This is a genomic window from Citrobacter sp. wls717 (genome assembly GCF_005280955.1).
GTDB lineage: Bacteria > Pseudomonadota > Gammaproteobacteria > Enterobacterales > Enterobacteriaceae > Citrobacter > Citrobacter werkmanii.
On record NZ_SZWW01000016.1, the window covers coordinates 132,265 to 153,713 of the forward strand.

The following is a 21,449-nucleotide window of genomic DNA, read 5'->3' on the forward strand; positions in this document are numbered from 1 at the left end:
ATCATTGCGACATATCAATCTGCTGCCTAAGCTTTGCGCAACTGACTCGCCTCACTCTTCCTTTGGGCTTGAAACCACATGGGGTCGGCGGCCCGAATTTTAAAGGGCAATCAAGATAAAAACGTGATTCTGATCACGAATTGCAGGCTGCCATTTCGCAAGGATCAAGTTTAGAACAAAAGTTCGCACTCCGGTGTTAATGTTTTGTTAGAATCTGTCTCGCGATGTGAGTTTAGATAAAGTGAGATGTGAGCAAATGGCTAATCAACCTTCTCCAGAAGAACTGAAAAAAAATTTAACAGAAATGCAGTTCTACGTGACGCAGAATCACGGGACAGAACCGCCATTTACCGGGCGTTTGCTGCATAACAAGCGTGACGGCATCTACCACTGTTTGATCTGCGATAAACCGCTATTTCGTTCCGAGACAAAATATGACTCTGGCTGCGGCTGGCCCAGTTTTTACGAGCCGGTCAGCGAAGAGGCTATCCGTTACATAAAAGATACCTCGCATGGTATGCAGCGCATTGAAATCCGCTGTGGGAACTGTGATGCGCACCTGGGACACGTCTTCCCGGATGGCCCAAAACCTACCGGTGAGCGCTACTGTGTCAACTCAGCCTCTTTGAACTTTACCGATGGCGAAAACGGTGAACAAATTAAGGGTTGAAGAAACGATTCAGCAAATTATTCTACGGAGAGGGGATTTAACATGAATCTTGATGAGATGATCAACAGCATGACGCCGGAAGTTTATCTGCGCTTATCTACCGCCGTTGAACTCGGAAAATGGCCGGATGGCGTGGCGCTAACGGCAGAACAAAAAGAGAACAGCTTACAACTGGTGATGTTATGGCAGGCGCGCAACAACATTGATGCGCAACATATGACGATTGATACCAATGGTGAGATGGTGATGAAGAGCAAGCAGCAGCTAAAGGTTGAATTTGGTATTACGCCTGAGCCTATAGCAACGTTCAAATCCTGATAATCCTGGCCCGGCAGTCATGATGTCGGGCCCGCAGTCGCTGTTATTTTTTGTTCATCATCGCCTTCAGATCGGCAAACGGATTATATTTCGCTTCGCCAACAGCCTTCTGCGCATCTTCTCCGGCAACCACCGTTGAACCATACTGGTCCGCTTCCGTATATTTAGAATGCTCGTGATCGTGACAATACAGGCACAACATTTCCCAGTTGCTACCATCTTCCGGGTTATTGGAGTGATCGTGATCGATATGGTGTACCGTCAACTCGCGCAAATTTGAATAGACAAACTCGCGGGAACAGCGTCCGCAGACCCAGGGGAAGAGCTTAAGCGCTTTTTCCCGGTAACCAACTTCCAGACGAGCGTAATTTTTAGGGATAAAAGCCATAAAAGCTCATGCCTCCAATAGAAAATGAATAGCTGCGCCAAAGATTGGCGCAGCGTAATTCGGTAATCATAACCTATTGTGTCAGGCGTTGGGATCAGTGTTTGATGCCCAATGAATCGGCTAACTGTTTAGCCAGTTGATTGTTGTCATCCGCACCGTATTCCCAGAACATGGCGCCTCCCAGCCCCTTACTCTTGATGTAGTCGGCTTTGATCGCCACCGAGCGCGGGTTTTCATAGGAGAGGGCAAAGAGCGCTTTCCCGTCTGCTGACTGTACCGACAGCCACGGTACTTTCGCCTCATCATCCCAATGCTGGCTAAAGCGCTTCTGCGGATCGTTGATCAGCTTCGCCACGATATCGTTGTACTTCACATAGGTATCTTTGCTCAGATCGACGCCCAATGATTTGAACAACGCAATTTGTGCTGCTTCGAAATAGGGCTGGGTGGCAGGGCTCTTCTGCGCGTCAGGTTTGCTCCAGTCAATTCCCGGTTCAACGGCGCGTTTTGGTACGCGTCCATAAAAACCAATACCCAGATTCATCTGGCTCGGTTTTAACCCGGCGGCGAGATAGTTATTGACCACAAAATCCGCACTGTACTTATCTGCGGCGGCGACGGTCGGCCATTTCGTCGAATCATACAGGTTTGAGTTGAAATATTGAGTGCCGTAGGCCATGTCATAGGTCATCAAATTGATGTAGTCGAGTGATGGCGCAATGGCTTGCACATCCACCCAGCTTTTCGGACTTTCCGCATTCGCACCCACGGCAATGGTCAGTAGCTTTTTATGCCCTAATGCTGCCCGCAGCTCTTTTAACAGCGCGGTAAAGTTAGCGCGATCGGTTGGTTGGCTTTCGACCAATCCCCATGCGCCATTGACCGGATATTCCCAGTCGAGGTCGATGCCATCCAGACCGTATTTCTCAATAATTTCCTGCGCAGACTGAATGAATACCGCTCGTGTTTCTTTCGTTGCTGCCGCGCCTGAGAATCCACGCGCCCCCCAACCCCCGACAGAAAGCAGAACTTTCAGATTCGGATTCTGCTTACGCAGCTCCGGGATTTTCTGCAAATCAGCCTGCACTTTCTCTGAAAGCCAAATCTGATGCAGCTTGCTGGCGTCTTTTAGGGCGTCATTGGTTTCGTCTTGCTCGTTGTTGTAGACAAGACCAAACGAATAGTTGAGGTGGGTTATCTGGCGCACATCCAGTTTATTGATATCGCCGCCTGGACCGGCAGTGACATCGCCACCGCCATTAAAGTAGCCAACTGACATCAGTGAATTGGCGGAAACAACGCTGGCGCAGAGCAGGGGGAATGCTGCCAACAAAGGCAATAGTTTCATCGGTGTTCCTCTTTGACATTTAAACAAGTAAACACGCCACGGAAAGGCGTGGCGAAAAAAACAGCTCTTACAGATTAACCGTTTCATAACAGAAAAAATGCGAAGGGGTTCACGGCGTACAGGCGAAGCGGCCTCCACGTTTCTGTAGGTTTCAGTACATCTTTGCACTTATTTGTGATCTGAGTTGTGAAATGCAGATCTTAATCTGTGTTTTAAAGATTTTGTGTTGACCTCAAAAATTACATGGATAAGTATGATGACCACTGATGCAAAACTAAACACAAAGGAAAATTCAATGAAAGCACTGGCAAGATTTGGCAAGGCCTTTGGTGGCTACAAGATGATTGATGTTCCGGAGCCGGTATGTGGTCCGGATGACGTTGTGATTGAAATCAGGGCAGCTGCTATCTGTGGCGCAGATATGAAGCACTATAACGTTGACAGTGGTTCCGACCAGTTTAATTCGATTCGTGGTCACGAATTTGCCGGTCGAATTGTCCAGGTCGGCGACAAGGTTAAGGACTGGAAAGTGGGTCAGCGCGTGGTTTCTGACAACAGCGGGCACGTTTGCGGCGTCTGTCCTGCCTGCGAACAAGGTGATTTTCTTTGTTGTACAGAAAAGGTGAATTTAGGCCTGGACAACAATACCTGGGGCGGTGGGTTTTCGAAATATTGTCTGGTTCCTGGGGAAATCCTCAAAATTCACCGCCATGCGCTGTGGGAAATCCCGCCTGGTGTTGATTATGAAGAGGCGGCAGTCCTGGACCCCATCTGTAATGCCTACAAATCTATCGCCCAACAGTCCAAATTTCTCCCAGGTCAGGACGTGGTGGTTTTCGGTACTGGCCCGCTAGGTCTCTTTTCCGTGCAAATGGCACGCATTATGGGGGCCGTTAATATCGTCATGGTCGGGCTGGAAGAGGATGTCGCGGTGCGCTTTCCTATCGCCAAAGAGTTGGGGGCGACGGCGGTCGTCAACGGTTCGAGCGAAGATGTGGTCGCCCGTTGTCAGGAAATCTGCGGCAAAGACAATCTGGGATTAGTTATCGAATGTTCCGGCGCCAATATTGCCCTGAAACAAGCTATTGAAATGCTGCGTCCCAACGGTGAAGTTGTCCGCGTAGGGATGGGTTTCAAACCACTCGACTTCTCCATTAATGATATTACCGCGTGGAACAAAAGCATTATTGGTCATATGGCTTACGACTCCACTTCCTGGCGTAACGCCATTCGTCTGCTTGCGAGCGGTGCGATTAAAGTCAAACCGATGATCACTCACCGTATCGGCTTATCGCAATGGCGCGAAGGTTTTGACGCCATGGTCGATAAAACCGCGATTAAAGTCATCATGACTTACGACTTTGATGAATAACATGTTTATTAAAGGGACGTTATCGCATGGAACAGATTGCAAAACCGCACTGCGGCGCCAGGTTGGACAGGCTGCCTGACTGCCGCTGGCATACGTCGATGTTCGCTATGGTAGCCTTCGGATTACTGGTTTGCTGGAGTAATGCCGTTGGCGGATTAATTCTCGCGCAGCTAAAAGAACTCGGTTGGACCGATAATTCTACCACCGCCACGTTTTCCGCCATTACTACGGCGGGTATGTTTCTTGGTGCACTGGGTGGCGGAATTATCGGTGATAAAACCGGGCGTAAAAACGCGTTTATCCTGTATGAAGCGATTCATATTATATCCATGGTAATTGGCGCGTTTTCACCCAATATGACCTTTCTGATCGCCTGTCGTTTTGTCATGGGGGTTGGTTTAGGCGCGTTGCTGGTAACCCTTTTTGCCGGGTTTACCGAATATATGCCAGGACGGAATCGTGGCACATGGTCCAGTCGGGTCTCGTTTATCGGCAACTGGTCTTATCCGCTCTGTTCACTGATTGCGATGGGGTTAACGCCACTGATCAGCGCGGAATGGAACTGGCGCGTACAGTTGTTGATTCCGGCTGTGCTGTCGCTCATTGCAACCGTTATTGCATGGCGCAGTTTCCCGGAGTCGCCCCGCTGGCTGGAGTCTCGCGGACGCTATCAGGAAGCTGAACAGGTGATGCGGGCCATTGAAGACGGTGTCATTCGACAGACAGGTAAGCCACTACCGCCGGTCGTGACAGAAGATGATGACAAACAACCGCGTTCAGTGCCGTACTCCGCTTTATTAACGGGAGTTTTATTAAAGCGGGTGATTCTGGGCTCCTTTGTTCTGATTGCCATGAACGTTGTGCAGTACACCTTAATTAACTGGTTACCGACAATATTTATGACTCAGGGGATTAATCTGAAAGACTCCATAGTCTTAAATACCATGAGTATGTTCGGTGCGCCGTTTGGAATTTTCATCGCCATGCTGGTAATGGATAAAATTCCGAGGAAAACGATAGGGGTGGGGTTATTAGTGTTAATTGCCGTGCTGGGTTATATCTATTCGCTGCAAACCAGCATGTTGCTAATCACATTAATTGGTTTCTTCCTGATTACCTTTGTGTATATGTACGTTTGCTATGCCTCCGCGGTATATGTTCCAGAGATATGGCCGACTGAAGCGAAGCTGCGCGGGTCTGGGCTTGCTAACGCGATAGGGCGTATCAGCGGTATCGCCGCGCCTTATGCGGTCGCTGTATTACTTAATAGTTATGGCGTGACGGGCGTATTTGTACTGCTGGGCGCAGTCTCAATTATTGTCGCTGTTGCTATTGCCACCATTGGAATTGAAACAAAAGGCGTCTCTGTCGAGAGTCTCGGTATTGATGCCGTTACCAGCAAATAATATTGACGGGAAATAAAATGAAAAATTCAAAAGCGATATTAAAAACGCCGGGCACGATGAAAATCATTGCCGCCGATATTCCGGTACCTAAAGAGCATGAAGTGCTAATTAAAGTTGAATATGTTGGTATTTGCGGTTCAGATGTTCACGGTTTTGAATCGGGCCCCTTTATTCCGCCGAAAGATCCCAATCAGGAAATAGGTCTTGGGCATGAATGCGCCGGTACGGTGGTGGCAGTGGGAAGTCGCGTTAGTAAATTTAAACCGGGCGACCGGGTCAACATTGAACCCGGCGTGCCGTGTGGCCACTGCCGCTACTGTCTGGAAGGGAAATACAACATCTGTCCTGACGTCGATTTTATGGCCACACAGCCAAATTATCGCGGTGCGCTAACGTACTATCTGTGCCACCCGGAAAGCTTTACTTACAAGCTGCCGGACAATATGGACACCATGGAAGGCGCTCTGGTAGAGCCTGCGGCGGTAGGGATGCATGCCGCAATGCTGGCGGACGTTAAGCCGGGCAAGAAAATCGTCATTCTGGGGGCTGGCTGTATTGGTTTAATGACCCTGCAAGCCTGTAAATGTTTGGGGGCTACCGACATCGCTGTTGTTGATGTCCTGGATAAACGTCTGGCGATGGCCGGGCAGCTTGGCGCGACGGTCGTGATTAACGGTGCGAAGGAGGACACCGTTGCCTGCTGCCAACAGTTTTCCGGCGATATGGGGGCAGACATTGTTTTCGAAACTGCCGGTTCGGCCATCACGGTTAAGCAGGCGCCATATCTGGTAATGCGCGGTGGGAAAATCATGATCGTGGGCACGGTGCCTGGCGATTCAGCGATTAACTTCCTCAAAATTAATCGTGAAGTCTCAATACAAACTGTTTTCCGCTATGCCAATCGCTACCCGGTCACCATTGAAGCCATCTCCTCCGGGCGTTTCGATGTGAAGTCGATGGTGACGCATATTTATGATTATGCAGACGTTCAGCGCGCGTTTGACGAATCCGTCAATAACAAACGCGAGATTATTAAAGGCGTTATTAAAATTAACCATTAATTTAAATAGGGAGAAACACCATGCTGGCAGATATTAAATATTGGGAAAACGATGCTCAGAATAAACATTATGCGATTGCTCACTTTAACGTGTGGAATGCGGAAATGCTAATGGGGGTCATTGATGCGGCAGAAGAGGCTAAATCGCCGGTAATTATCTCTTTTGGCACCGGATTTGTGGGGAATACCTCGTTTGAAGATTTTTCGCACATGATGGTTTCGATGGCGAAAAAGGCCTCGGTACCGGTTATTACTCATTGGGATCACGGACGTAGCATGGAGATTATTCACAACGCCTGGGTTCATGGCATGAACTCTCTGATGCGCGATGCCTCCGCCTTTGATTTTGAAGAGAATATTCGTCTGACCAAAGAGGCTGTGGACTTCTTTCATCCGTTAGGCATTCCGGTCGAAGCGGAGCTGGGCCACGTGGGCAATGAGACGGTCTACGAAGAGGCGCTGGCGGGTTATCACTATACCGACCCGAGCCAGGCGGCGGAATTTGTCGAGCGTACCGGCTGTGACTCTCTGGCGGTGGCGATTGGCAACCAGCATGGCGTATATACCTCCGAGCCGAAACTTAATTTCGAGGTGGTTGAGCGCGTACGCCGAGCGGTTTCTGTTCCGCTGGTGCTGCACGGGGCATCCGGCATTAGCGATGCGGATATTAAAAAAGCCATCTCATTAGGCATCTCTAAAATCAATATTCATACCGAACTGTGTCAGGCGGCAATGGTGGCGGTGCAGGAGAACCAGAACCAGCCATTCCTGCATGTTGAACGTGAAGTTCGTAAAGCAGTAAAAGAGCGAGCGATGGAAAAAATCAAACTGTTTGGCTCTGACGGTAAAGCGGAATGATAATATGGATAATATCGAGGTTATTTGTATAGGGGCGGCAATTGTTGATATCCCCTTACAGCCAGTGAGTAAAAATATCTTTGATGTAGATTCTTATCCGTTAGAACGTATTACGATGACCATCGGGGGCGACGCGATTAATGAAGCGACTATTATTTCTCGCCTTGGGCATCGTACTGCGTTAATTAGTCGGGTAGGGGATGATGCGGCAGGTCATTTTATTCTCGACCACTGTCGTCGGGAGAACATTGATATTCAAAGTCTGAAACAGGATGCGGATATTGATACTTCTATTAACGTGGGTTTGGTTACAGCTGATGGCGAACGCACCTTTGTCACCAACCGCAATGGTAGCCTGTGGAAGCTGAATATAAACGATGTTGATTTTGACCGCTTCTCTCAGGCAAAGCTGCTGTCGCTGGCGAGTATTTTTAACAGCCCGCTACTCGACGGCGAAGCATTAACGACGATCTTCACTCAGGCGAAAGCACATCGGTTAATTATTTGTGCCGATATGATTAAGCCACGACTTAATGAAACGCTGAACGATATTCGCCAGGCTTTGAGCTACGTAGACTATCTGTTTCCTAATTTTGAGGAAGCAAAACAGCTTACCGGCAAAGAGACGCTGGATGAAATTGCCGACAGTTTCCTGAGCTGTGGCGTAAAAACGGTAGTGATTAAGACCGGTAAAAGAGGCTGCTTTATCAAGCGTACCGATATGAAAATGGAGGTCCCGGCGGTTTCAGGAATTACCGCTATCGACACCATCGGCGCGGGAGATAATTTTGCCTCGGGATTTATCTCCGCGTTACTTGAAGGCAAGTCGCTGCGCGAGTGCGCACTGTTTGCTAACGCAACGGCAGCAATATCGGTACTGAGCGTGGGCGCCACAACGGGCGTAAAAAACAGAAAGCTGGTTGAACAACTTCTTGATGAATATGAAGGGTAATAACGGCAGATGAAAAAGATTCCTTTAGGCAGTACGGATATTATGCTTTCCCGCATGGGATTAGGGACATGGGCCATTGGTGGCGGTCCGGCATGGAACGGCGATCTCGATCTGCAGGTTTGTATCGATACCATTGTCGAGGCGCATCGCTGCGGTATTAATCTGATTGATACCGCTCCAGGCTACAACTTTGGTAATAGTGAAGTCATTGTTGGGCAGGCGCTGAAAAAGTTACCGCGTAAAGATATCGTGGTTGAAACTAAATGCGGCATTGTCTGGGAGCGGACAGGCAGCCTTTTTAACAAAGTGGGCGATCGCCAGTTGTATAAAAACCTCACGCCCGAGTCGATTCGTGAAGAGGTCGATGCCAGTTTGCAAAGGTTGGGTATAGAAAGCATTGATATCTATATGACCCACTGGCAATCGGTCGAACCCTGTTTTACACCGATTGCGGAAACCGTAGACACGCTGAACGCACTTAAGAAAGAAGGCAAGATTCGATCTATCGGTGCTGCCAACGTGGATGCAGGGCATATCAGGGAGTATCTCAAACACGGTGAGCTGGATATCGTGCAGGCTAAGTACAGCATCCTTGATCGCGGACTGGAAGCTGAATTGTTGCCGTTATGTCAGCAGCATGGCATCGTCGTGCAGGTTTATTCACCGCTCGAACAGGGTTTACTGACTGGAACAATCGCGCGGGATTATATTCCTGGCGGCGCACGGGCCAACAAAGTCTGGTTCCAACGGGAAAATATGCTGCGGGTGATTGATATGCTCGAGCAATGGCGGCCATTGTGTGAAAAATACCGTTGCACGATCCCCGCGCTGGCGTTGGCGTGGATTTTGAAGCAAAGCGATTTAATCACCTTACTGAGCGGGGCGACCGCGCCTGAACAGGTTCGCGAAAACGTCGAGGCGCTGACCGTTGCCCTGACTGATGGCGATTCATCATTGATGAGACAAATGGCAGAAGCGTTGGATATAAAATAATCCAGCTGGCAATGACCTCTGTTTCTGTGTAAAAGAGTACTAAATCTGTGATTCAGACATGTTCTTTTGAAAATAAACATAGCCTGTGAGATACTAGGGTCTTATTATTACTTTGCAGGAAACAGAGGTGTCATCGTGGCGGCAAAAGACAGGATTCAGGCCATTAAGCAAATGGTGGCTAATGATAAGAAAGTGGCGGTATCTAATTTAAGTTCCATCTTTCAGGTAACTGAGGAAACAATTCGCCGCGATCTCGAGAAGCTGGAAGATGAAGGTTTTTTGACCCGAACATATGGTGGTGCGGTACTTAATACCACCGCGTTGTCTGACAATATTCATTTTTATAAACGTGCAAAGTCTTTTTTTGAAGAGAAGCAGATCATTGCTCGTAATGCATTACCGTTTATTAAAAATAAGACCACAATGGCCGCTGACTCCAGCAGTACGGCGATGGAATTATTAAAGCTGTTGAAGGAAAGAAACGATCTGACGCTGCTAACCAACTCGGCTGAAGCATTTCATGAACTGGCGCAGTCAGAAATTAACGTCGTTTCTACTGGCGGCGAGCTGAATAAGAATACGTTGTCGTTGCAGGGAAGGATCACCAAGGAGATCATCAGTCGCTATCATGTTGATATTATGGTGATGAGCTGCAAAGGTCTGGATATGCAAAGTGGGGCGCTTGACTCTAACGAAGCAGAAGCGGAAATCAAAAAAACCATGATCCGCCAGGCGACTGAGGTGGCCCTGTTGGTTGATCACTCAAAGTTTGATCGTAAAGCTTTCGTCCAGCTCGTGGACTTTAGCCATATTAACTACCTTATAACCAATAAGGCACCGGGTGCAGAGTGGATTGCGTTTTGTAAAGAGAATAATATTCAACTCGTTTATTAATTTTAACGTTACTCGTGTCGATATTATTTTAGTTTGCACCTGGATAATGCCATAAAAATCTAATGATGATGGATGGCGCGGCAAAATTACCTCTGCCGCGATCGCCATACTTTCTGTTTAGTTGAATTTGAGGCATCCAGATGGAACAATGTGACCCTATCGGTGCAAGATTAGATCGTTTACCCTTATCGCGATTTCATTTTCGTATTTTTGGCATTATTAGTTTTAGTTTATTAGTCACCGGTTTCCTCAGTTATTCCGGGAATGTGGTATTGGCAAAATTAGTCAGTACTGGTTGGTCTAACAATTATCTCAACGCAGCATTTACCTCGGCGCTGATGTTTGGCTATTTTGTCGGTTCGCTAACCGGGGGCTTTATTGGTGATTATCTCGGTCGACGCAAGGCATTCCGCATTAATTTGCTGATTGTTGGGGTCTCTGCTTGCGCGGCAACGTTTGTGCCCAACATGTACTGGCTTATTTTTTTCCGTTGCCTGATGGGGATCGGAATGGGGGCGCTGATTATGGTGGGCTATGCTTCGTTTACCGAATTTATTCCGCCTGCAGTACGTGGAAAGTGGTCTGCCCGCCTGTCATTTGTTGGTAACTGGTCGCCGATGCTGTCCGCGGCTGTTGGCGTCGTGGTTATTGCCTGGTTAAGCTGGCGGGTGATGTTTCTGCTCGGTGGCGCGACAATGCTGTTGGCCTGGTATCTGTCCGGAAAGTACTTTATCGAATCTCCCCGTTGGCTGGCTGGTAAGGGACAGAGAAGTGAAGCTGAAAAACACCTGATACTGGTGGAGTCGCAGATTGAGACAGAGAAAAATATCACCTTACCCTCCTGTCAGAGCCAGTGCCTGGCGGTGCACTCTGGCGTGGAAAGTGGTTCATTTTGGCTACTGTTCAAGGGGCCGATGTTGCGCTGTACGCTGGTGGCGATCACTGTGCTTATCGCGATGAATATTTCGCTCTATACCATCACAGTATGGATCCCAACGATTTTTGTTAATTCGGGAATCGATGTGACGAAGTCTATCTTTATGACCGCGATAATTATGATTGGCGCGCCCGTTGGAATATTTATTGCCGCGATGATTATCGATCGTTTTCCACGGAGGCTGTTTGGTTCATTCTTACTCGTTATTATCGCGCTGCTCGGATATTTCTATTCGATTCAAACTGAAGAGTGGGCCATTTTGAGCTACGGGTTGGTGATGATCTTTTTTCTGTATATGTATGTTTGCTTTGCCTCTGCGGTATATGTCCCGGAGTTGTGGCCAACACATCTGAGATTGCGTGGTTCGGGTTTCGTGAATGCGGTGGGCAGGATTGTCGCGGTGTTTACGCCTTATGGCGTCGCTATTCTGTTGACACGCTACGGCTCGACCACTGTCTTTATCGTGCTGGGCGTTATGCTGGTGCTCTGCGCACTGATTCTGTTGTGCTTTGGCATCGAAACACGCAAAGTTTCTCTGGAAGAGATTTCAACCCTGGCCTGAAATAACGTGCCGACAGGAGCGATCCTGTCGGCGTCGCTTACGGTTGGGTTTCCAGCCAGTCATCCAGCGTATACAACGTCGCACCCGCCGCCGCCATTTCCATAAAGGCGTTTGCACTGTCCTGGGGGTGAATATTGACGCCACGACAACCGTCGGTAATGACGCTGACGGCGTAACCCAGATCGAGCGCATCCAGAACGGTAAATTTTACGCAATAATCGGTCGCCAGCCCCATGATGATGAGCTCGGCAACGCGATGTTCGAGCAGCCATGCGTTCAGTGCGGTTGCCTGACGACGACCATTATCAAAAAACGCACTATAACTGTCGACCAGCGGGTTTTCGCCCTTAGTGAAGGTTTGCGCTATCGCGCGCTGGTTCAGCAAAGGATGCAGAGCTGCCCCTTCGCTGTTTTGCACGCAATGGTCGGGCCAGAACGTCTGCGCCAGGCCGTCCAGTTGCCCCTGACTGTAAGGTTCAACCTGGTGCTGGCTGGCAAAACTACCGTGATTAGCCGGATGCCAGTCCAGACTGGCGACGACGGTGTCGCCGCGCGGGGCGCACCAGTCGATCAGGCGGTTAGCAATATCGATGGTGCTGTCGCCTTGCGGGACGGCGAGGGCGCCGCCGGCACAAAAGTCGTTCTGTAAATCGACCAACAGTAAGGCTCGGGCCATGGGCATTAACTCCTTTATTCGTCTGGCGTGAGCTCGCCACGCAGGTTTTGCGACATTGCTTGACGAATGCTCTGCGTGTCCAGCCCCTGACTCAGCAAATAGTGCAGTTTGGTGAGCGTTGCTTCGACCGTCATATCCGCGCCGCCGATAACGCCAGCATGCGCCAGCGCGTTCCCCGTCGCGTAACCCCCCATGTTCACCTTGCCGGACATACACTGCGTAAGGTTAACCACCACGATGCCGCGTGAGCTGGCATCTTCAAGCTCTTGCAGAAACTCTTTATTTTGCGGCGCATTGCCCACGCCGTAAGAGCGTAAAATTAACGCTTTAACCGGCTGGCGCAAGAAGTTGCGTACCACATCCGCAGAAATCCCAGGGTAAATAGTCACCACGCCAATCGGTTGTGGCGTGATAGGGTGAACAATCAGTTCGCCCGTACCGTGTGGCGCAGGTGGTGTTCCCAGTCGACGGATATGGATACCCGCTTCCAGGAGAGGGGAAAGATTGGGTGAGGCAAAGGCGTCAAAACCATCGGCATGCGCTTTGGTAGTACGGTTGCCGCGAAACAGTCGATTATTGAAGAACAGGGTCACTTCGTTAATCGGATAATTCGCTGCAACGTAGAGCGCATTCAGCAAATTAATTTGTCCGTCGGAGCGTAATTCTGCCAGTGGTATTTGTGACCCTGTCACAATCACCGGCTTGCCGAGATTCTCCAGCATGAAAGAGAGCGCCGAAGCGGTAAACGCCATGGTGTCGGTGCCGTGGAGAATGACAAAACCATCGTAATCGTCATAGTGCGATTTAATGTCTTCCGCAATATGCTGCCAGTCTTCCGGCGTCATATCGGAAGAATCCATCAGCGGATCGTATTCATGGATGGTGAAGTCTGGCATCTCAGGGCGGTGGAATTCTGGCATCAATGCCAGCTGGCGCTGAAGATGACCAGAAACGGGGATATAACCCTGTTCTGAGCGCTGCATACCAATGGTACCGCCGGTATAGGCAACGTAAATCGATTTCTTTTGCATGGGCGTCACAGATTAAGTTGTGCATGAACAGGCGCAGTATAAAGTCCCTCCTGAAAAAAGACAGCGCAAATGACGCATACCGGTTGTCTGATCAATATGTCATTTACGTTCAGTGCGTTGTCCCGATTATACAGTGTGGTTCTCCCCCCTCAGTCCTACAGTATCGACCTTCTTTTACGCGTACTTTTACGGATCGAGAAATGATCAGAAAGAGAATCGATAATGCCGCTATTTTGCTGATGGTGGTGATTTGCGGTGTCTGGGGTAGTCAACAGGTTGCGATTAAATCCGCGGCTGATGATATGTCGCCGTTTCTTCAGGTGGGGTTGCGTTCTGCAATCGCCGCGCTGCTGATTGGACTGCTTTTTCACCGCCGGGATAATATATTTGGCCGCCTGCGTGAGCGCAGTATTGCCAGAATGGGTACTATCGTTGGGCTGCTTTTTGCGCTTGAGTTCGTGTTGGTTTCTGTCGGAATAACGCTGACGACTGCCTCTCATATGGCGCTTTATCTGTACACCGCGCCGTTGTTTTCCGCTGTCGGGTTACATATTATTTTGCCTGAGGAACGCCTGAGCCGTCTGCAGTGGTGCGGGTTGGGCATCGCCTTTTTCGGGATTGCCGTCGCCGTGATGTGGGTTGCGCATGACGGGAATACGCAGTGGAGTCTGGCAGGCGATTTGTGCGGGCTGTTTGCGGGCATTGCCTGGGGAACGTCCAGCGTTGTGATTCGCTGCAGTCGTCTTGCTACCATCCCTTCATCGTGTACGTTGTTTTATCAACTCGCTATCACCGGTATTGTGTTATTGCTTATTGGTTTGATGCTGGGTGAAACGACGATACATATGACCTCGACATTGATGGCTAGTCTGACTTTCCAGACGCTGGTCGTCGCATTTTCAAGCTATCTAATCTGGTTTACTCTGCTGCGTAATTATCATGTTGCTTCGCTGGGAACGCTGGTTCTGATGACGCCTGCGATGGGGATTATCGCCGGTGTGATGTTTCTGGGAGAATCGCTACAGCCTGCGTTTATCGTAGGGGCGCTGTTGATACTGACAGGATTGCTTTGTGTGTCATTACCGTCCCGGGCAATTTTGCGCCATCGCCCGGGTTTAAACCGGAGCCTGAAGTGAAGAAAAACAACATTGCGTTGCCCCCAGGTGGAAAAGCGGATCGCGATATTATCACCGCCATTGATGCGAACCAGACAGCGATGCCCCTCAGGCCGCAATTAAATGTCGGGATTGTACTATGGCCTGAATTTCCTTTACTGGCACTGGCGGGGTTGACGGATGCGCTGCGTCACGCGGCGGATATGGGGGATGACAGCCAGAAGATCCGCTGTTCCTGGCGTCTGATGAGCGCTACGCCAGAACAGCCTGTTTTAAGCAGTTCGGGCATGGCGATGATGCCGGATAGTGCATTCGTTACCCCGGAGCAGTTCGATTATATCGTGGTGATCGGTGGGCTATTGCGCAGTATGGCAAAAGCGGACCCTGCCGCGCGGCGTTATCTGCATCTTGCCCATCAGCGGAATATCCCGCTGGTCGGTGTTTGTACGGGCAGCTTTGTTCTGGCGCAGGAGGGTTTTCTACAGGGATTAACTGCGGCGGTTCATCCCTGGCATCTGAACGATTTTAAGACGCAATTTCCTCTGTTGACCGCCCGAACCGGCGTCGATTTCCATGAAGAAAAGGGGATACTGACTTGCCCGGGCGGTATCTCAACGATCGGACTGGCGACGGAGCTTATTCGCCGACACTGTGGCCCCGACAGAGCGACAAAAGCCATTTTCCAGATGTCAGTGCCTAACCGAATAGACGGCACTTCCGTGGCGGTTTCCAGAGCGATAGGCTTTACGCATGTGAGCGATAGCCGCTTACGTAAGGCCGTATTTTTGATTGAGAAAGGGTTGGTTAAACCTATCTCCACCCAATGACTTGCCGCAGAAGTCAATCTGAGTCCACGGCAGTTGACCCGGTTGTTTAATGCTGAGTTTTCTCAGTCGCCGGGGGAGTTTATCCGTAGCGCCCGATTGCGTTATGCCCATTGGCTACTGATAAATTCTGGAGAGAGCGTAACGGAGATTGCGCTGCGTCTGGGGTTTAGCGACTGCGCGCACTTTATTCGCATGTTTAGTCGGGAATTTGGCTGTACGCCTGGGGATTGTCGGAGTACCCGAATCAATGCTGCCCCATCCGGGGCAGCATTTGACGGTTAACGAACGTTGGCGCAGGTCAGGCAAAACGCATAGCGGTTTTGCGGATCGTTAAACGCGGCCAGCTTATCGCTTTCAGCTTTTACCGTACTTGCCGCAGAAGCCAGCGGAGCCGGAAGCATTGCCTGAATGGCGGCGGGCAGCATGGCGCGAACCGAACCTGACATACTGTCCATGACCATATCCACGAATGTGGGTTCGTCCTGGTAATACTCAATGTGCCATTGTTTCAGTTTGGCCAGTTCAGCCGCTTTCGCGACGGCGTCGTCAAAATCCCCCAGACTGTCGACCAGACCGTTGGCTTTCGCATCCTGGCCGGTCCAGACGTGGCCCTGAGCGATTTTGTCAATCTGCTCTGGCGTTGTCTTACGTGCATTCGCGACCAGCGTGATAAAGCGCTTATAGCCGTTCTCGATGCTCAGTTGCATCATTTGCTGTACTTCAGGCGGTAACGCTTTAGTAATGGAAATGTCCGCCAGCGGAGAGGTGGCTACGCCGTCGGTATGTACGCCAATGGAATCCAGACTGTTTTCCACGGTGTTGATCACGCCAAAGATCCCGATTGAACCGGTCAGTGTGCTGGGGTTAGCCACAATGTAACTGGCTGGCGTGGAGATCCAGTAACCGCCTGATGCCGCCATACCGCCCATCGACACGACGACCGGTTTGCCCGCTGCTTTGGCCGCAGCCAGTTCAGCGCGGATCACTTCGGAGGCGCTGACGCTGCCGCCAGGACTGTTCACTCGCAGAACAATGGCTTTCACCTTCGGATCAAGACGCGCTTCGCGGATTTGTGCGGCAGTGGTGTCGCCGCCCACATTCCCAGGGGTTTCTTCTCCGTCCATAATCGCGCCATTCGCGAAGATGACGCCAATGCTCTCTCCGGTATCCGCCGGGGTTTTCAGCGAATAATCGTAGTAGCTGACGGCGCGGAAGTTTTTATCCGCTTTGCTCCAGCCGAACTGTTTGGTCAGCATTTTTTCGACTTCAGCGCTGGAGGCGAGTGCATCCACCAGTTTGTTGTCGAGCGCGTATTTTGCGGTATCGCCCTCGACTTTTGTCAAACCGTCCAGCATCGCTTGCGCGCCGGGGAACACCTGTTGGGCTGGGATCTGACGGTTTGCGGCTACCGTATCGAGATAGTTCTGCCACAGCTCGCCGATCCAGCGGCTATCGGCCTCGCGCGCGGCAGGGGACATATCATCGCGGATGAAGGGTTCTACCGCAGACTTATAGGTACCGACGCGGAACACGTGCGTTGAGACTTTCAGTTTATCCAGCAGGGACTTGTAGTACAGACCGTTAGTGGCAAAACCGTGCAGATCAACGGAACCCTGCGGAGAAAGGTAAATTTTGTTGGCAAAACTGGCGAGGTAATATTGCCCCTGGCTGAAGTTATCGCCCACGGCAAAGACCGGTTTGCCGCTGTCGCGGAATTCCCGCAGCGCTTTACCGATGTACTGCATGGACGGCTGATCGGCCCCGGCAAAGTTTTTCAAATCCATCACGATGCCGGTGATGTTGCGGTCATCTTTCGCCTGGCGAATGGTATTCACGATATCAAACAGGGAGTTTTCCTGCAGTCGGTCAGAACTGGCGCCAAACAGTTGACGACCAATGGCGCTCAAGCGACTGGTGCTTGAAGGCTTGTCGACAATCACGCCCGAGATATCCAACAGCAGCGCGCCACGTTCAGCATGTTCACTGGTGTTGCTGCTACTGACCTGCATCCAGATCCCCACGCCAACAAGCACCAAGAAGATAAAGAACAGGTTAAGCACAAATTCACGGACGAAATTGAGTAATCGCCATGTCCATTTAAAAAATCCGGCAATAAATCGCCACAGGGTTCGCATGTATTCTCCCTACCGATTAACAACACGCCACCCGGTTATCCCGAAAAAGGCGTTAAGATGTGGCTATCGTAATGACCCAACGGGCACTTGTCAGCAGGAATCACCGCCTGTGCTGTAACAAAATCCGCTCACGTGTTAATTTTGTGAATAAATCTCATTGTTGGAGTTAAACAAATGGATGCACTCGAATTACTCATCACCCGTCGTAGCGCTTCTCGTCTTGTCGAACCGGCACCGGCGAGAGAGCAACTGCAAAACATTCTGCGGGCGGGAATGCGCGCGCCAGACCACAAAACACTGCAACCGTGGCAGTTCTTTGTCATTGAGGGCGAAGGACGCGAGCGCTTTAGCGCCGTGCTTGAAAAAGGCGCTATTGCCGCAGGCAGCGACGAGAAAGCTCAGGAAAAAGCGCGGACGGCGCCGTTTCGCGCCCCGCTGATCATTACCGTCGTCGCGAAATGTGAAGAAAACGACAAGGTTCCGCTGTGGGAACAGGAAATGTCTGCCGGTTGCGCGGTAATGGCCATGCAGATGGCCGCTGTTGCTCAGGGCTTTGGCGGTATCTGGCGTAGCGGCGCATTAACGGAAAGCGCGGAAGTTCGCGAAGCGTTTGATTGTCGTCCGCAGGATAAGATCGTCGGTTTTCTCTATCTGGGTACGCCGCAGCTCAAAGCGTCCACGACCATTAGCCTGGCCGATCCGAGCGCTTTTGTTCGTTATTTCTGATATCAACGGCAAAACTGTCTGGATTATGAGCAAAGACACCTGAATTCAGACAGTCACTCTTACCACATCATGGAATGAGCGCTACCATATCCGAATTGCAATGACAGGAGATGTCCATGAGCGAGCAAGCTATTCGTTTAACGCAATACAGCCACGGAGCCGGTTGCGGTTGTAAAATTTCCCCTAAAGTGCTGGAAACCATCCTGCACAGCGAGCAGGCGAAGTTCGTTGATCCAAACTTACTCGTGGGTAATGAAACCCGCGATGACGCCGCTGTCTACGATTTGGGTAATGGCACCAGCGTTATCAGCACCACCGATTTCTTTATGCCGATTGTCGATAATCCGTTTGATTTTGGCCGTATTGCCGCCACCAACGCCATCAGCGATATTTTTGCTATGGGCGGCAAACCGATTATGGCAATTGCTATTCTGGGCTGGCCGCTGGATAAGCTGGCGCCGGAAATCGCCCGTGAAGTGACCGAAGGCGGACGCTTTGCCTGCCGTCAGGCGGGTATCGCGCTGGCGGGCGGTCACTCTATCGATGCCCCGGAGCCTATCTTCGGTCTTGCGGTTACCGGCGTTGTGCCGACTGAACGCGTGAAGAAAAACAGCACCGCCGAGGCGGGATGCAAGCTGTTCCTGACCAAACCTCTGGGCATTGGCGTCCTGACAACCGCAGAGAAAAAATCGCTGCTGAAGCCGGAGCACAAAGGGCTGGCGACGGAAGTGATGTGTCGGATGAACATTGCCGGTGCGGCATTTGCCGATATCGAGGGCGTGAAAGCCATGACCGACGTTACCGGTTTTGGTCTGCTGGGACATCTGAGCGAGATGTGTCAGGGCGCAGGCATTCAGGCGCAGATTGTTTACCAGGATATTCCTAAGCTTCCTGGCGTTGAAGAGTACATCGCGCAGGGCGCGGTGCCGGGCGGTACCCAGCGTAACTTTGCCAGCTACGGACACCTGATGGGTGAAATGCCGCAGCCGGTTCGCGACCTGCTCTGCGATCCGCAAACTTCCGGCGGTTTGCTGCTGGCGGTAACGCCGCAAGCGGAAGCCGAAGTGAAAGCGGCAGCGGCGCAGTTTGGTATCGATCTCACTGCGATTGGTGAGTTAGTGGAAGCTCGTGGCGGTCGCGCCATGGTTGAGATCCGTTAACTCGATGCGGTTGTTTATTGCCGAAAAACCGAGTCTGGCGCGCGCTATCGCCGATGTGCTGCCAAAGCCGCATCGCAAAGGTGACGGCTTTATTGAATGCGGAAACGGACAAGTGGTGACCTGGTGTATTGGTCACCTGCTGGAACAGGCGCAGCCAGACGCCTACGACAGCCGTTATGCGCGCTGGAGTCTGGTCGATCTGCCGATTGTCCCGGAAAAGTGGCAACTGCAGCCACGTCCTTCGGTGACCAAACAGCTCAACGTTATCAAGCGCTTTTTACATGAAGCCAGCGAGGTTATTCACGCGGGAGACCCCGATCGTGAAGGACAACTGCTGGTGGATGAAGTGCTGGATTACCTGCAACTGGCTCCCGAAAAGCGCCAGCAGGTGCAACGTTGTCTGATTAACGACCTCAACCCGCAGGCCGTCGAACGCGCTATTGAGCGACTGCGGGCCAACAGTGAGTTCATCCCGCTGTGCGTGTCGGCCCTGGCGCGGGCGCGGGCAGACTGGCTGTACGGCATCAATATGACCCGTGCTTACACCATTCTTGGGCGAAACGCAGGCTATCAGGGTGTGCTCTCGGTCGGGCGCGTACAGACGCCGGTGCTCGGCCTGGTTGTGCGTCGCGATGAAGAGATTGAAAACTTCGTCGCCAAAGATTTCTTTGAAGTGAAAGCGCATATCGTGACGCCCGCCGATGAGCGGTTTACCGCTATCTGGCAGCCCAGCGAAGCATGTGAGCCGTATCAGGACGAAGAAGGGCGCTTGCTGAATCGTACGCTGGCCGAACACGTGGTGAACCGTATTAACGGCCAGCCGGCGCTCGTTACCAGCTATAACGATAAACGGGAATCAGAATCCGCGCCGCTGCCGTTTTCGCTGTCGGCGTTGCAGATTGAAGCGGCGAAACGCTTTGGTTTGAGCGCGCAGAACGTTCTGGATATCTGCCAGAAACTGTATGAAACCCATAAATTGATTACCTATCCGCGTTCGGATAGCCGTTATCTGCCGGAAGAACATTTTGCCGGACGTCATGCGGTAATGAACGCAATTAGCGTTCATGCGCCGGATCTGCTTCCGCAACCCGCGGTGGATCCCGATACGCGAAACCGCTGCTGGGACGATAAAAAGGTGGATGCCCACCACGCCATCATTCCTACCGCGCGCAGTTCGTCCATCAACCTGAATGACAACGAAGCGAAAATTTACAACCTGATTGCGCGCCAGTATCTGATGCAGTTTTGTGCGGATGCGGTATTCCGCAAGTGCGTTATTGAGCTGGATATTGCCAAAGGCAAGTTTGTCGCCAAAGCGCGTTTTCTGGCGGAGGCCGGATGGCGCACGCTGCTTGGCAATAAGGAGCGCGATGAAGATAACGACGGGACGCCGTTGCCGGTGGTGGCTAAAGACGATGAATTGCTGTGCGAAAAAGGCGAAGTGGTTGAACGTCAGACTCAGCCGCCACGCCATTTTACCGATGCGACGTTGCTGTCAGCGATGACCGGGATTGCGCGCTTTGTGCAGGATAAAGATCTGAAAAAGATCCTGCGCGCCACGGATGGATTAGGTACGGAAGCGACGCGCGCCGGGATTATCGAGCTGCTGTTTAAACGCGGATTCCTGGTGAAAAAAGGGCGCTATATCCATTCGACCGATGCCGGAAAAGCGTTGTTTCACTCTCTGCCGGAAATGGCGACGCGTCCGGATATGACCGCGCACTGGGAATCTATTCTGACCCAAATCAGCGAAAAACAGTGTCGTTATCAGGATTTCATGCAGCCGCTGGTGGGAACGCTATATCAGCTTATCGATCAGGCGCGCAGTACGCCGGTACGGCGCTTCCGGGGAATTGTCGCGCCGGGTGGCAGTGGTGGCGATAAGAAAAAGAGCGCGCCGCGTAAACGCCCGGCGAAAAAAAGCCCGCCATCCGAAGAGGCAGGCGTGTAAGTCTGTAGGCCTGATAAGCGTAGCGCCATCAGGCTTTGCCGGATGCGGCACCCGTGCCTTATCCGGCCTA

The 21,449-nt window shown here is 51.2% G+C and carries 20 protein-coding genes and 1 pseudogene; 16 read left to right on the forward strand and 5 right to left on the reverse strand.

Annotation, left to right across the window (positions count from 1 at the left end):
- Nucleotides 1-256 precede the first annotated feature (256 nt).
- Both msrB and FDX09_RS10665 read left to right on the forward strand, forming a co-directional pair.
- Nucleotides 257-670, forward strand: a complete 414-nt coding sequence (msrB, locus tag FDX09_RS10660) for a peptide-methionine (R)-S-oxide reductase MsrB (protein WP_006684886.1) — start codon at nt 257-259, stop codon at nt 668-670.
- A 42-nt stretch (nt 671-712) separates the two neighbouring features.
- Complete coding sequence (locus FDX09_RS10665; protein WP_137347176.1) at nt 713-988, forward strand: YeaC family protein; 276 nt, start codon at nt 713-715, stop codon at nt 986-988.
- A gap of 43 nt (nt 989-1,031) precedes the next feature.
- Here FDX09_RS10665 and yajD read toward each other — a convergent pair whose 3' ends face one another.
- Both yajD and FDX09_RS10675 read right to left on the reverse strand, forming a co-directional pair.
- Nucleotides 1,032-1,376: an HNH nuclease YajD gene (yajD, locus tag FDX09_RS10670; RefSeq protein ID WP_003832478.1), complete on the reverse strand. Its 345-nt coding sequence runs from the start codon at nt 1,374-1,376 to the stop codon at nt 1,032-1,034.
- 94 nt (nt 1,377-1,470) lie between these two features.
- Nucleotides 1,471-2,724, reverse strand: a complete 1,254-nt coding sequence (locus FDX09_RS10675) for a glycoside hydrolase family 18 protein (RefSeq protein WP_137347177.1) — start codon at nt 2,722-2,724, stop codon at nt 1,471-1,473.
- Nucleotides 2,725-3,019: 295 nt separating this feature from the next.
- On the opposite strand from FDX09_RS10675, the gene FDX09_RS10680 reads away from it, so the two are divergent.
- The 8 genes from FDX09_RS10680 to FDX09_RS10715 all read left to right on the forward strand — a co-directional run bounded on the left by FDX09_RS10680 (nt 3,020) and on the right by FDX09_RS10715 (nt 11,758).
- The gene (locus tag FDX09_RS10680; protein WP_137347178.1) at nt 3,020-4,096 is read left to right on the forward strand and encodes a zinc-binding dehydrogenase; all 1,077 of its coding nucleotides are present in this window, start codon (nt 3,020-3,022) and stop codon (nt 4,094-4,096) included.
- Nucleotides 4,097-4,122: 26 nt separating this feature from the next.
- Nucleotides 4,123-5,502 (forward strand): MFS transporter, encoded by a 1,380-nt coding sequence (locus FDX09_RS10685; RefSeq protein ID WP_137347179.1) that lies wholly within the window; start codon nt 4,123-4,125, stop codon nt 5,500-5,502.
- Between the two features lie 17 nt (nt 5,503-5,519).
- Nucleotides 5,520-6,563 carry an NAD(P)-dependent alcohol dehydrogenase gene (locus FDX09_RS10690; protein ID WP_069324293.1) on the forward strand — a complete coding sequence of 348 codons (1,044 nt, stop codon included), beginning with the start codon at nt 5,520-5,522 and terminating at the stop codon, nt 6,561-6,563.
- 20 nt (nt 6,564-6,583) lie between these two features.
- Complete coding sequence (locus tag FDX09_RS10695) at nt 6,584-7,420, forward strand: ketose-bisphosphate aldolase (protein ID WP_137347180.1); 837 nt, start codon at nt 6,584-6,586, stop codon at nt 7,418-7,420.
- A gap of 4 nt (nt 7,421-7,424) precedes the next feature.
- Nucleotides 7,425-8,372, forward strand: coding sequence for a sugar kinase (locus FDX09_RS10700; RefSeq protein ID WP_069324292.1), 948 nt, complete (start codon nt 7,425-7,427; stop codon nt 8,370-8,372).
- Nucleotides 8,373-8,381: 9 nt separating this feature from the next.
- On the forward strand, nt 8,382-9,365 hold the full coding sequence (locus FDX09_RS10705; protein ID WP_137347181.1) for an aldo/keto reductase: 984 nt from the start codon (nt 8,382-8,384) through the stop codon (nt 9,363-9,365).
- Between the two features lie 135 nt (nt 9,366-9,500).
- Nucleotides 9,501-10,259 carry a DeoR/GlpR family DNA-binding transcription regulator gene (locus FDX09_RS10710; protein WP_032943120.1) on the forward strand — a complete coding sequence of 253 codons (759 nt, stop codon included), beginning with the start codon at nt 9,501-9,503 and terminating at the stop codon, nt 10,257-10,259.
- Between the two features lie 140 nt (nt 10,260-10,399).
- Nucleotides 10,400-11,758 (forward strand): MFS transporter, encoded by a 1,359-nt coding sequence (locus FDX09_RS10715; protein ID WP_069324290.1) that lies wholly within the window; start codon nt 10,400-10,402, stop codon nt 11,756-11,758.
- A 37-nt stretch (nt 11,759-11,795) separates the two neighbouring features.
- Here FDX09_RS10715 and pncA read toward each other — a convergent pair whose 3' ends face one another.
- Together pncA and ansA are read right to left on the reverse strand one after the other, a co-directional pair.
- The gene (gene pncA / locus FDX09_RS10720) at nt 11,796-12,440 is read right to left on the reverse strand and encodes a bifunctional nicotinamidase/pyrazinamidase (protein ID WP_087856722.1); all 645 of its coding nucleotides are present in this window, start codon (nt 12,438-12,440) and stop codon (nt 11,796-11,798) included.
- A gap of 8 nt (nt 12,441-12,448) precedes the next feature.
- Nucleotides 12,449-13,465 carry an asparaginase gene (gene ansA / locus FDX09_RS10725; RefSeq protein WP_038640081.1) on the reverse strand — a complete coding sequence of 339 codons (1,017 nt, stop codon included), beginning with the start codon at nt 13,463-13,465 and terminating at the stop codon, nt 12,449-12,451.
- 200 nt (nt 13,466-13,665) lie between these two features.
- On the opposite strand from ansA, the gene FDX09_RS10730 reads away from it, so the two are divergent.
- From FDX09_RS10730 to FDX09_RS23920, 3 genes and pseudogenes are all read left to right on the forward strand, one after another.
- A complete protein-coding gene (locus FDX09_RS10730; protein WP_226809221.1) occupies nt 13,666-14,601 on the forward strand; it encodes a DMT family transporter in 936 nt (311 codons plus the stop codon).
- Nucleotides 14,598-15,407, forward strand: a complete 810-nt coding sequence (locus FDX09_RS10735) for an AraC family transcriptional regulator (protein ID WP_249359995.1) — start codon at nt 14,598-14,600, stop codon at nt 15,405-15,407. The genes FDX09_RS10730 and FDX09_RS10735 overlap by 4 nt, the downstream gene beginning before the upstream one ends.
- A 12-nt stretch (nt 15,408-15,419) precedes the next feature.
- Nucleotides 15,420-15,689 (forward strand): annotated as a pseudogene (locus FDX09_RS23920) (helix-turn-helix transcriptional regulator); the annotation flags it as partial.
- Here the strand turns inward: FDX09_RS23920 and sppA are convergent.
- Nucleotides 15,686-17,542: a signal peptide peptidase SppA gene (gene sppA, locus FDX09_RS10740; RefSeq protein ID WP_087856720.1), complete on the reverse strand. Its 1,857-nt coding sequence runs from the start codon at nt 17,540-17,542 to the stop codon at nt 15,686-15,688. The pseudogene FDX09_RS23920 and the gene sppA sit on opposite strands and share 4 nt — an antisense overlap.
- Nucleotides 17,543-17,716: 174 nt before the next feature.
- Here sppA and FDX09_RS10745 point away from each other — a divergent pair, with 174 nt between their 5' ends.
- The 3 genes from FDX09_RS10745 to topB all read left to right on the forward strand — a co-directional run bounded on the left by FDX09_RS10745 (nt 17,717) and on the right by topB (nt 21,379).
- Nucleotides 17,717-18,268, forward strand: coding sequence for an NAD(P)H nitroreductase (locus FDX09_RS10745; RefSeq protein WP_137347182.1), 552 nt, complete (start codon nt 17,717-17,719; stop codon nt 18,266-18,268).
- Nucleotides 18,269-18,384: 116 nt separating this feature from the next.
- Nucleotides 18,385-19,428 (forward strand): selenide, water dikinase SelD, encoded by a 1,044-nt coding sequence (gene selD, locus FDX09_RS10750; RefSeq protein WP_085049511.1) that lies wholly within the window; start codon nt 18,385-18,387, stop codon nt 19,426-19,428.
- 4 nt (nt 19,429-19,432) lie between these two features.
- Entirely contained in the window at nt 19,433-21,379 is a 1,947-nt protein-coding gene (topB, locus tag FDX09_RS10755) for a DNA topoisomerase III (protein WP_137347313.1), read from the forward strand.
- Nucleotides 21,380-21,449: the final 70 nt, after the last annotated feature.

What these genes read in the sequence shown, in the direction of transcription:
- msrB (WP_006684886.1), top strand. Translation starts at nt 257, where the DNA reads ATGGCTAATCAACCTTCTCCAGAAGAACTGAAAAAAAATTTAACAGAA.
- FDX09_RS10665 (WP_137347176.1), top strand. Translation starts at nt 713, where the DNA reads ATGAATCTTGATGAGATGATCAACAGCATGACGCCGGAAGTTTATCTG.
- yajD (WP_003832478.1), bottom strand. Translation starts at nt 1,376, where the DNA reads ATGGCTTTTATCCCTAAAAATTACGCTCGTCTGGAAGTTGGTTACCGG.
- FDX09_RS10675 (WP_137347177.1), bottom strand. Translation starts at nt 2,724, where the DNA reads ATGAAACTATTGCCTTTGTTGGCAGCATTCCCCCTGCTCTGCGCCAGC.
- FDX09_RS10680 (WP_137347178.1), top strand. Translation starts at nt 3,020, where the DNA reads ATGAAAGCACTGGCAAGATTTGGCAAGGCCTTTGGTGGCTACAAGATG.
- FDX09_RS10685 (WP_137347179.1), top strand. Translation starts at nt 4,123, where the DNA reads ATGGAACAGATTGCAAAACCGCACTGCGGCGCCAGGTTGGACAGGCTG.
- FDX09_RS10690 (WP_069324293.1), top strand. Translation starts at nt 5,520, where the DNA reads ATGAAAAATTCAAAAGCGATATTAAAAACGCCGGGCACGATGAAAATC.
- FDX09_RS10695 (WP_137347180.1), top strand. Translation starts at nt 6,584, where the DNA reads ATGCTGGCAGATATTAAATATTGGGAAAACGATGCTCAGAATAAACAT.
- FDX09_RS10700 (WP_069324292.1), top strand. Translation starts at nt 7,425, where the DNA reads ATGGATAATATCGAGGTTATTTGTATAGGGGCGGCAATTGTTGATATC.
- FDX09_RS10705 (WP_137347181.1), top strand. Translation starts at nt 8,382, where the DNA reads ATGAAAAAGATTCCTTTAGGCAGTACGGATATTATGCTTTCCCGCATG.
- FDX09_RS10715 (WP_069324290.1), top strand. Translation starts at nt 10,400, where the DNA reads ATGGAACAATGTGACCCTATCGGTGCAAGATTAGATCGTTTACCCTTA.
- pncA (WP_087856722.1), bottom strand. Translation starts at nt 12,440, where the DNA reads ATGCCCATGGCCCGAGCCTTACTGTTGGTCGATTTACAGAACGACTTT.
- ansA (WP_038640081.1), bottom strand. Translation starts at nt 13,465, where the DNA reads ATGCAAAAGAAATCGATTTACGTTGCCTATACCGGCGGTACCATTGGT.
- FDX09_RS10730 (WP_226809221.1), top strand. Translation starts at nt 13,666, where the DNA reads ATGATCAGAAAGAGAATCGATAATGCCGCTATTTTGCTGATGGTGGTG.
- sppA (WP_087856720.1), bottom strand. Translation starts at nt 17,542, where the DNA reads ATGCGAACCCTGTGGCGATTTATTGCCGGATTTTTTAAATGGACATGG.
- FDX09_RS10745 (WP_137347182.1), top strand. Translation starts at nt 17,717, where the DNA reads ATGGATGCACTCGAATTACTCATCACCCGTCGTAGCGCTTCTCGTCTT.
- selD (WP_085049511.1), top strand. Translation starts at nt 18,385, where the DNA reads ATGAGCGAGCAAGCTATTCGTTTAACGCAATACAGCCACGGAGCCGGT.
- topB (WP_137347313.1), top strand. Translation starts at nt 19,433, where the DNA reads ATGCGGTTGTTTATTGCCGAAAAACCGAGTCTGGCGCGCGCTATCGCC.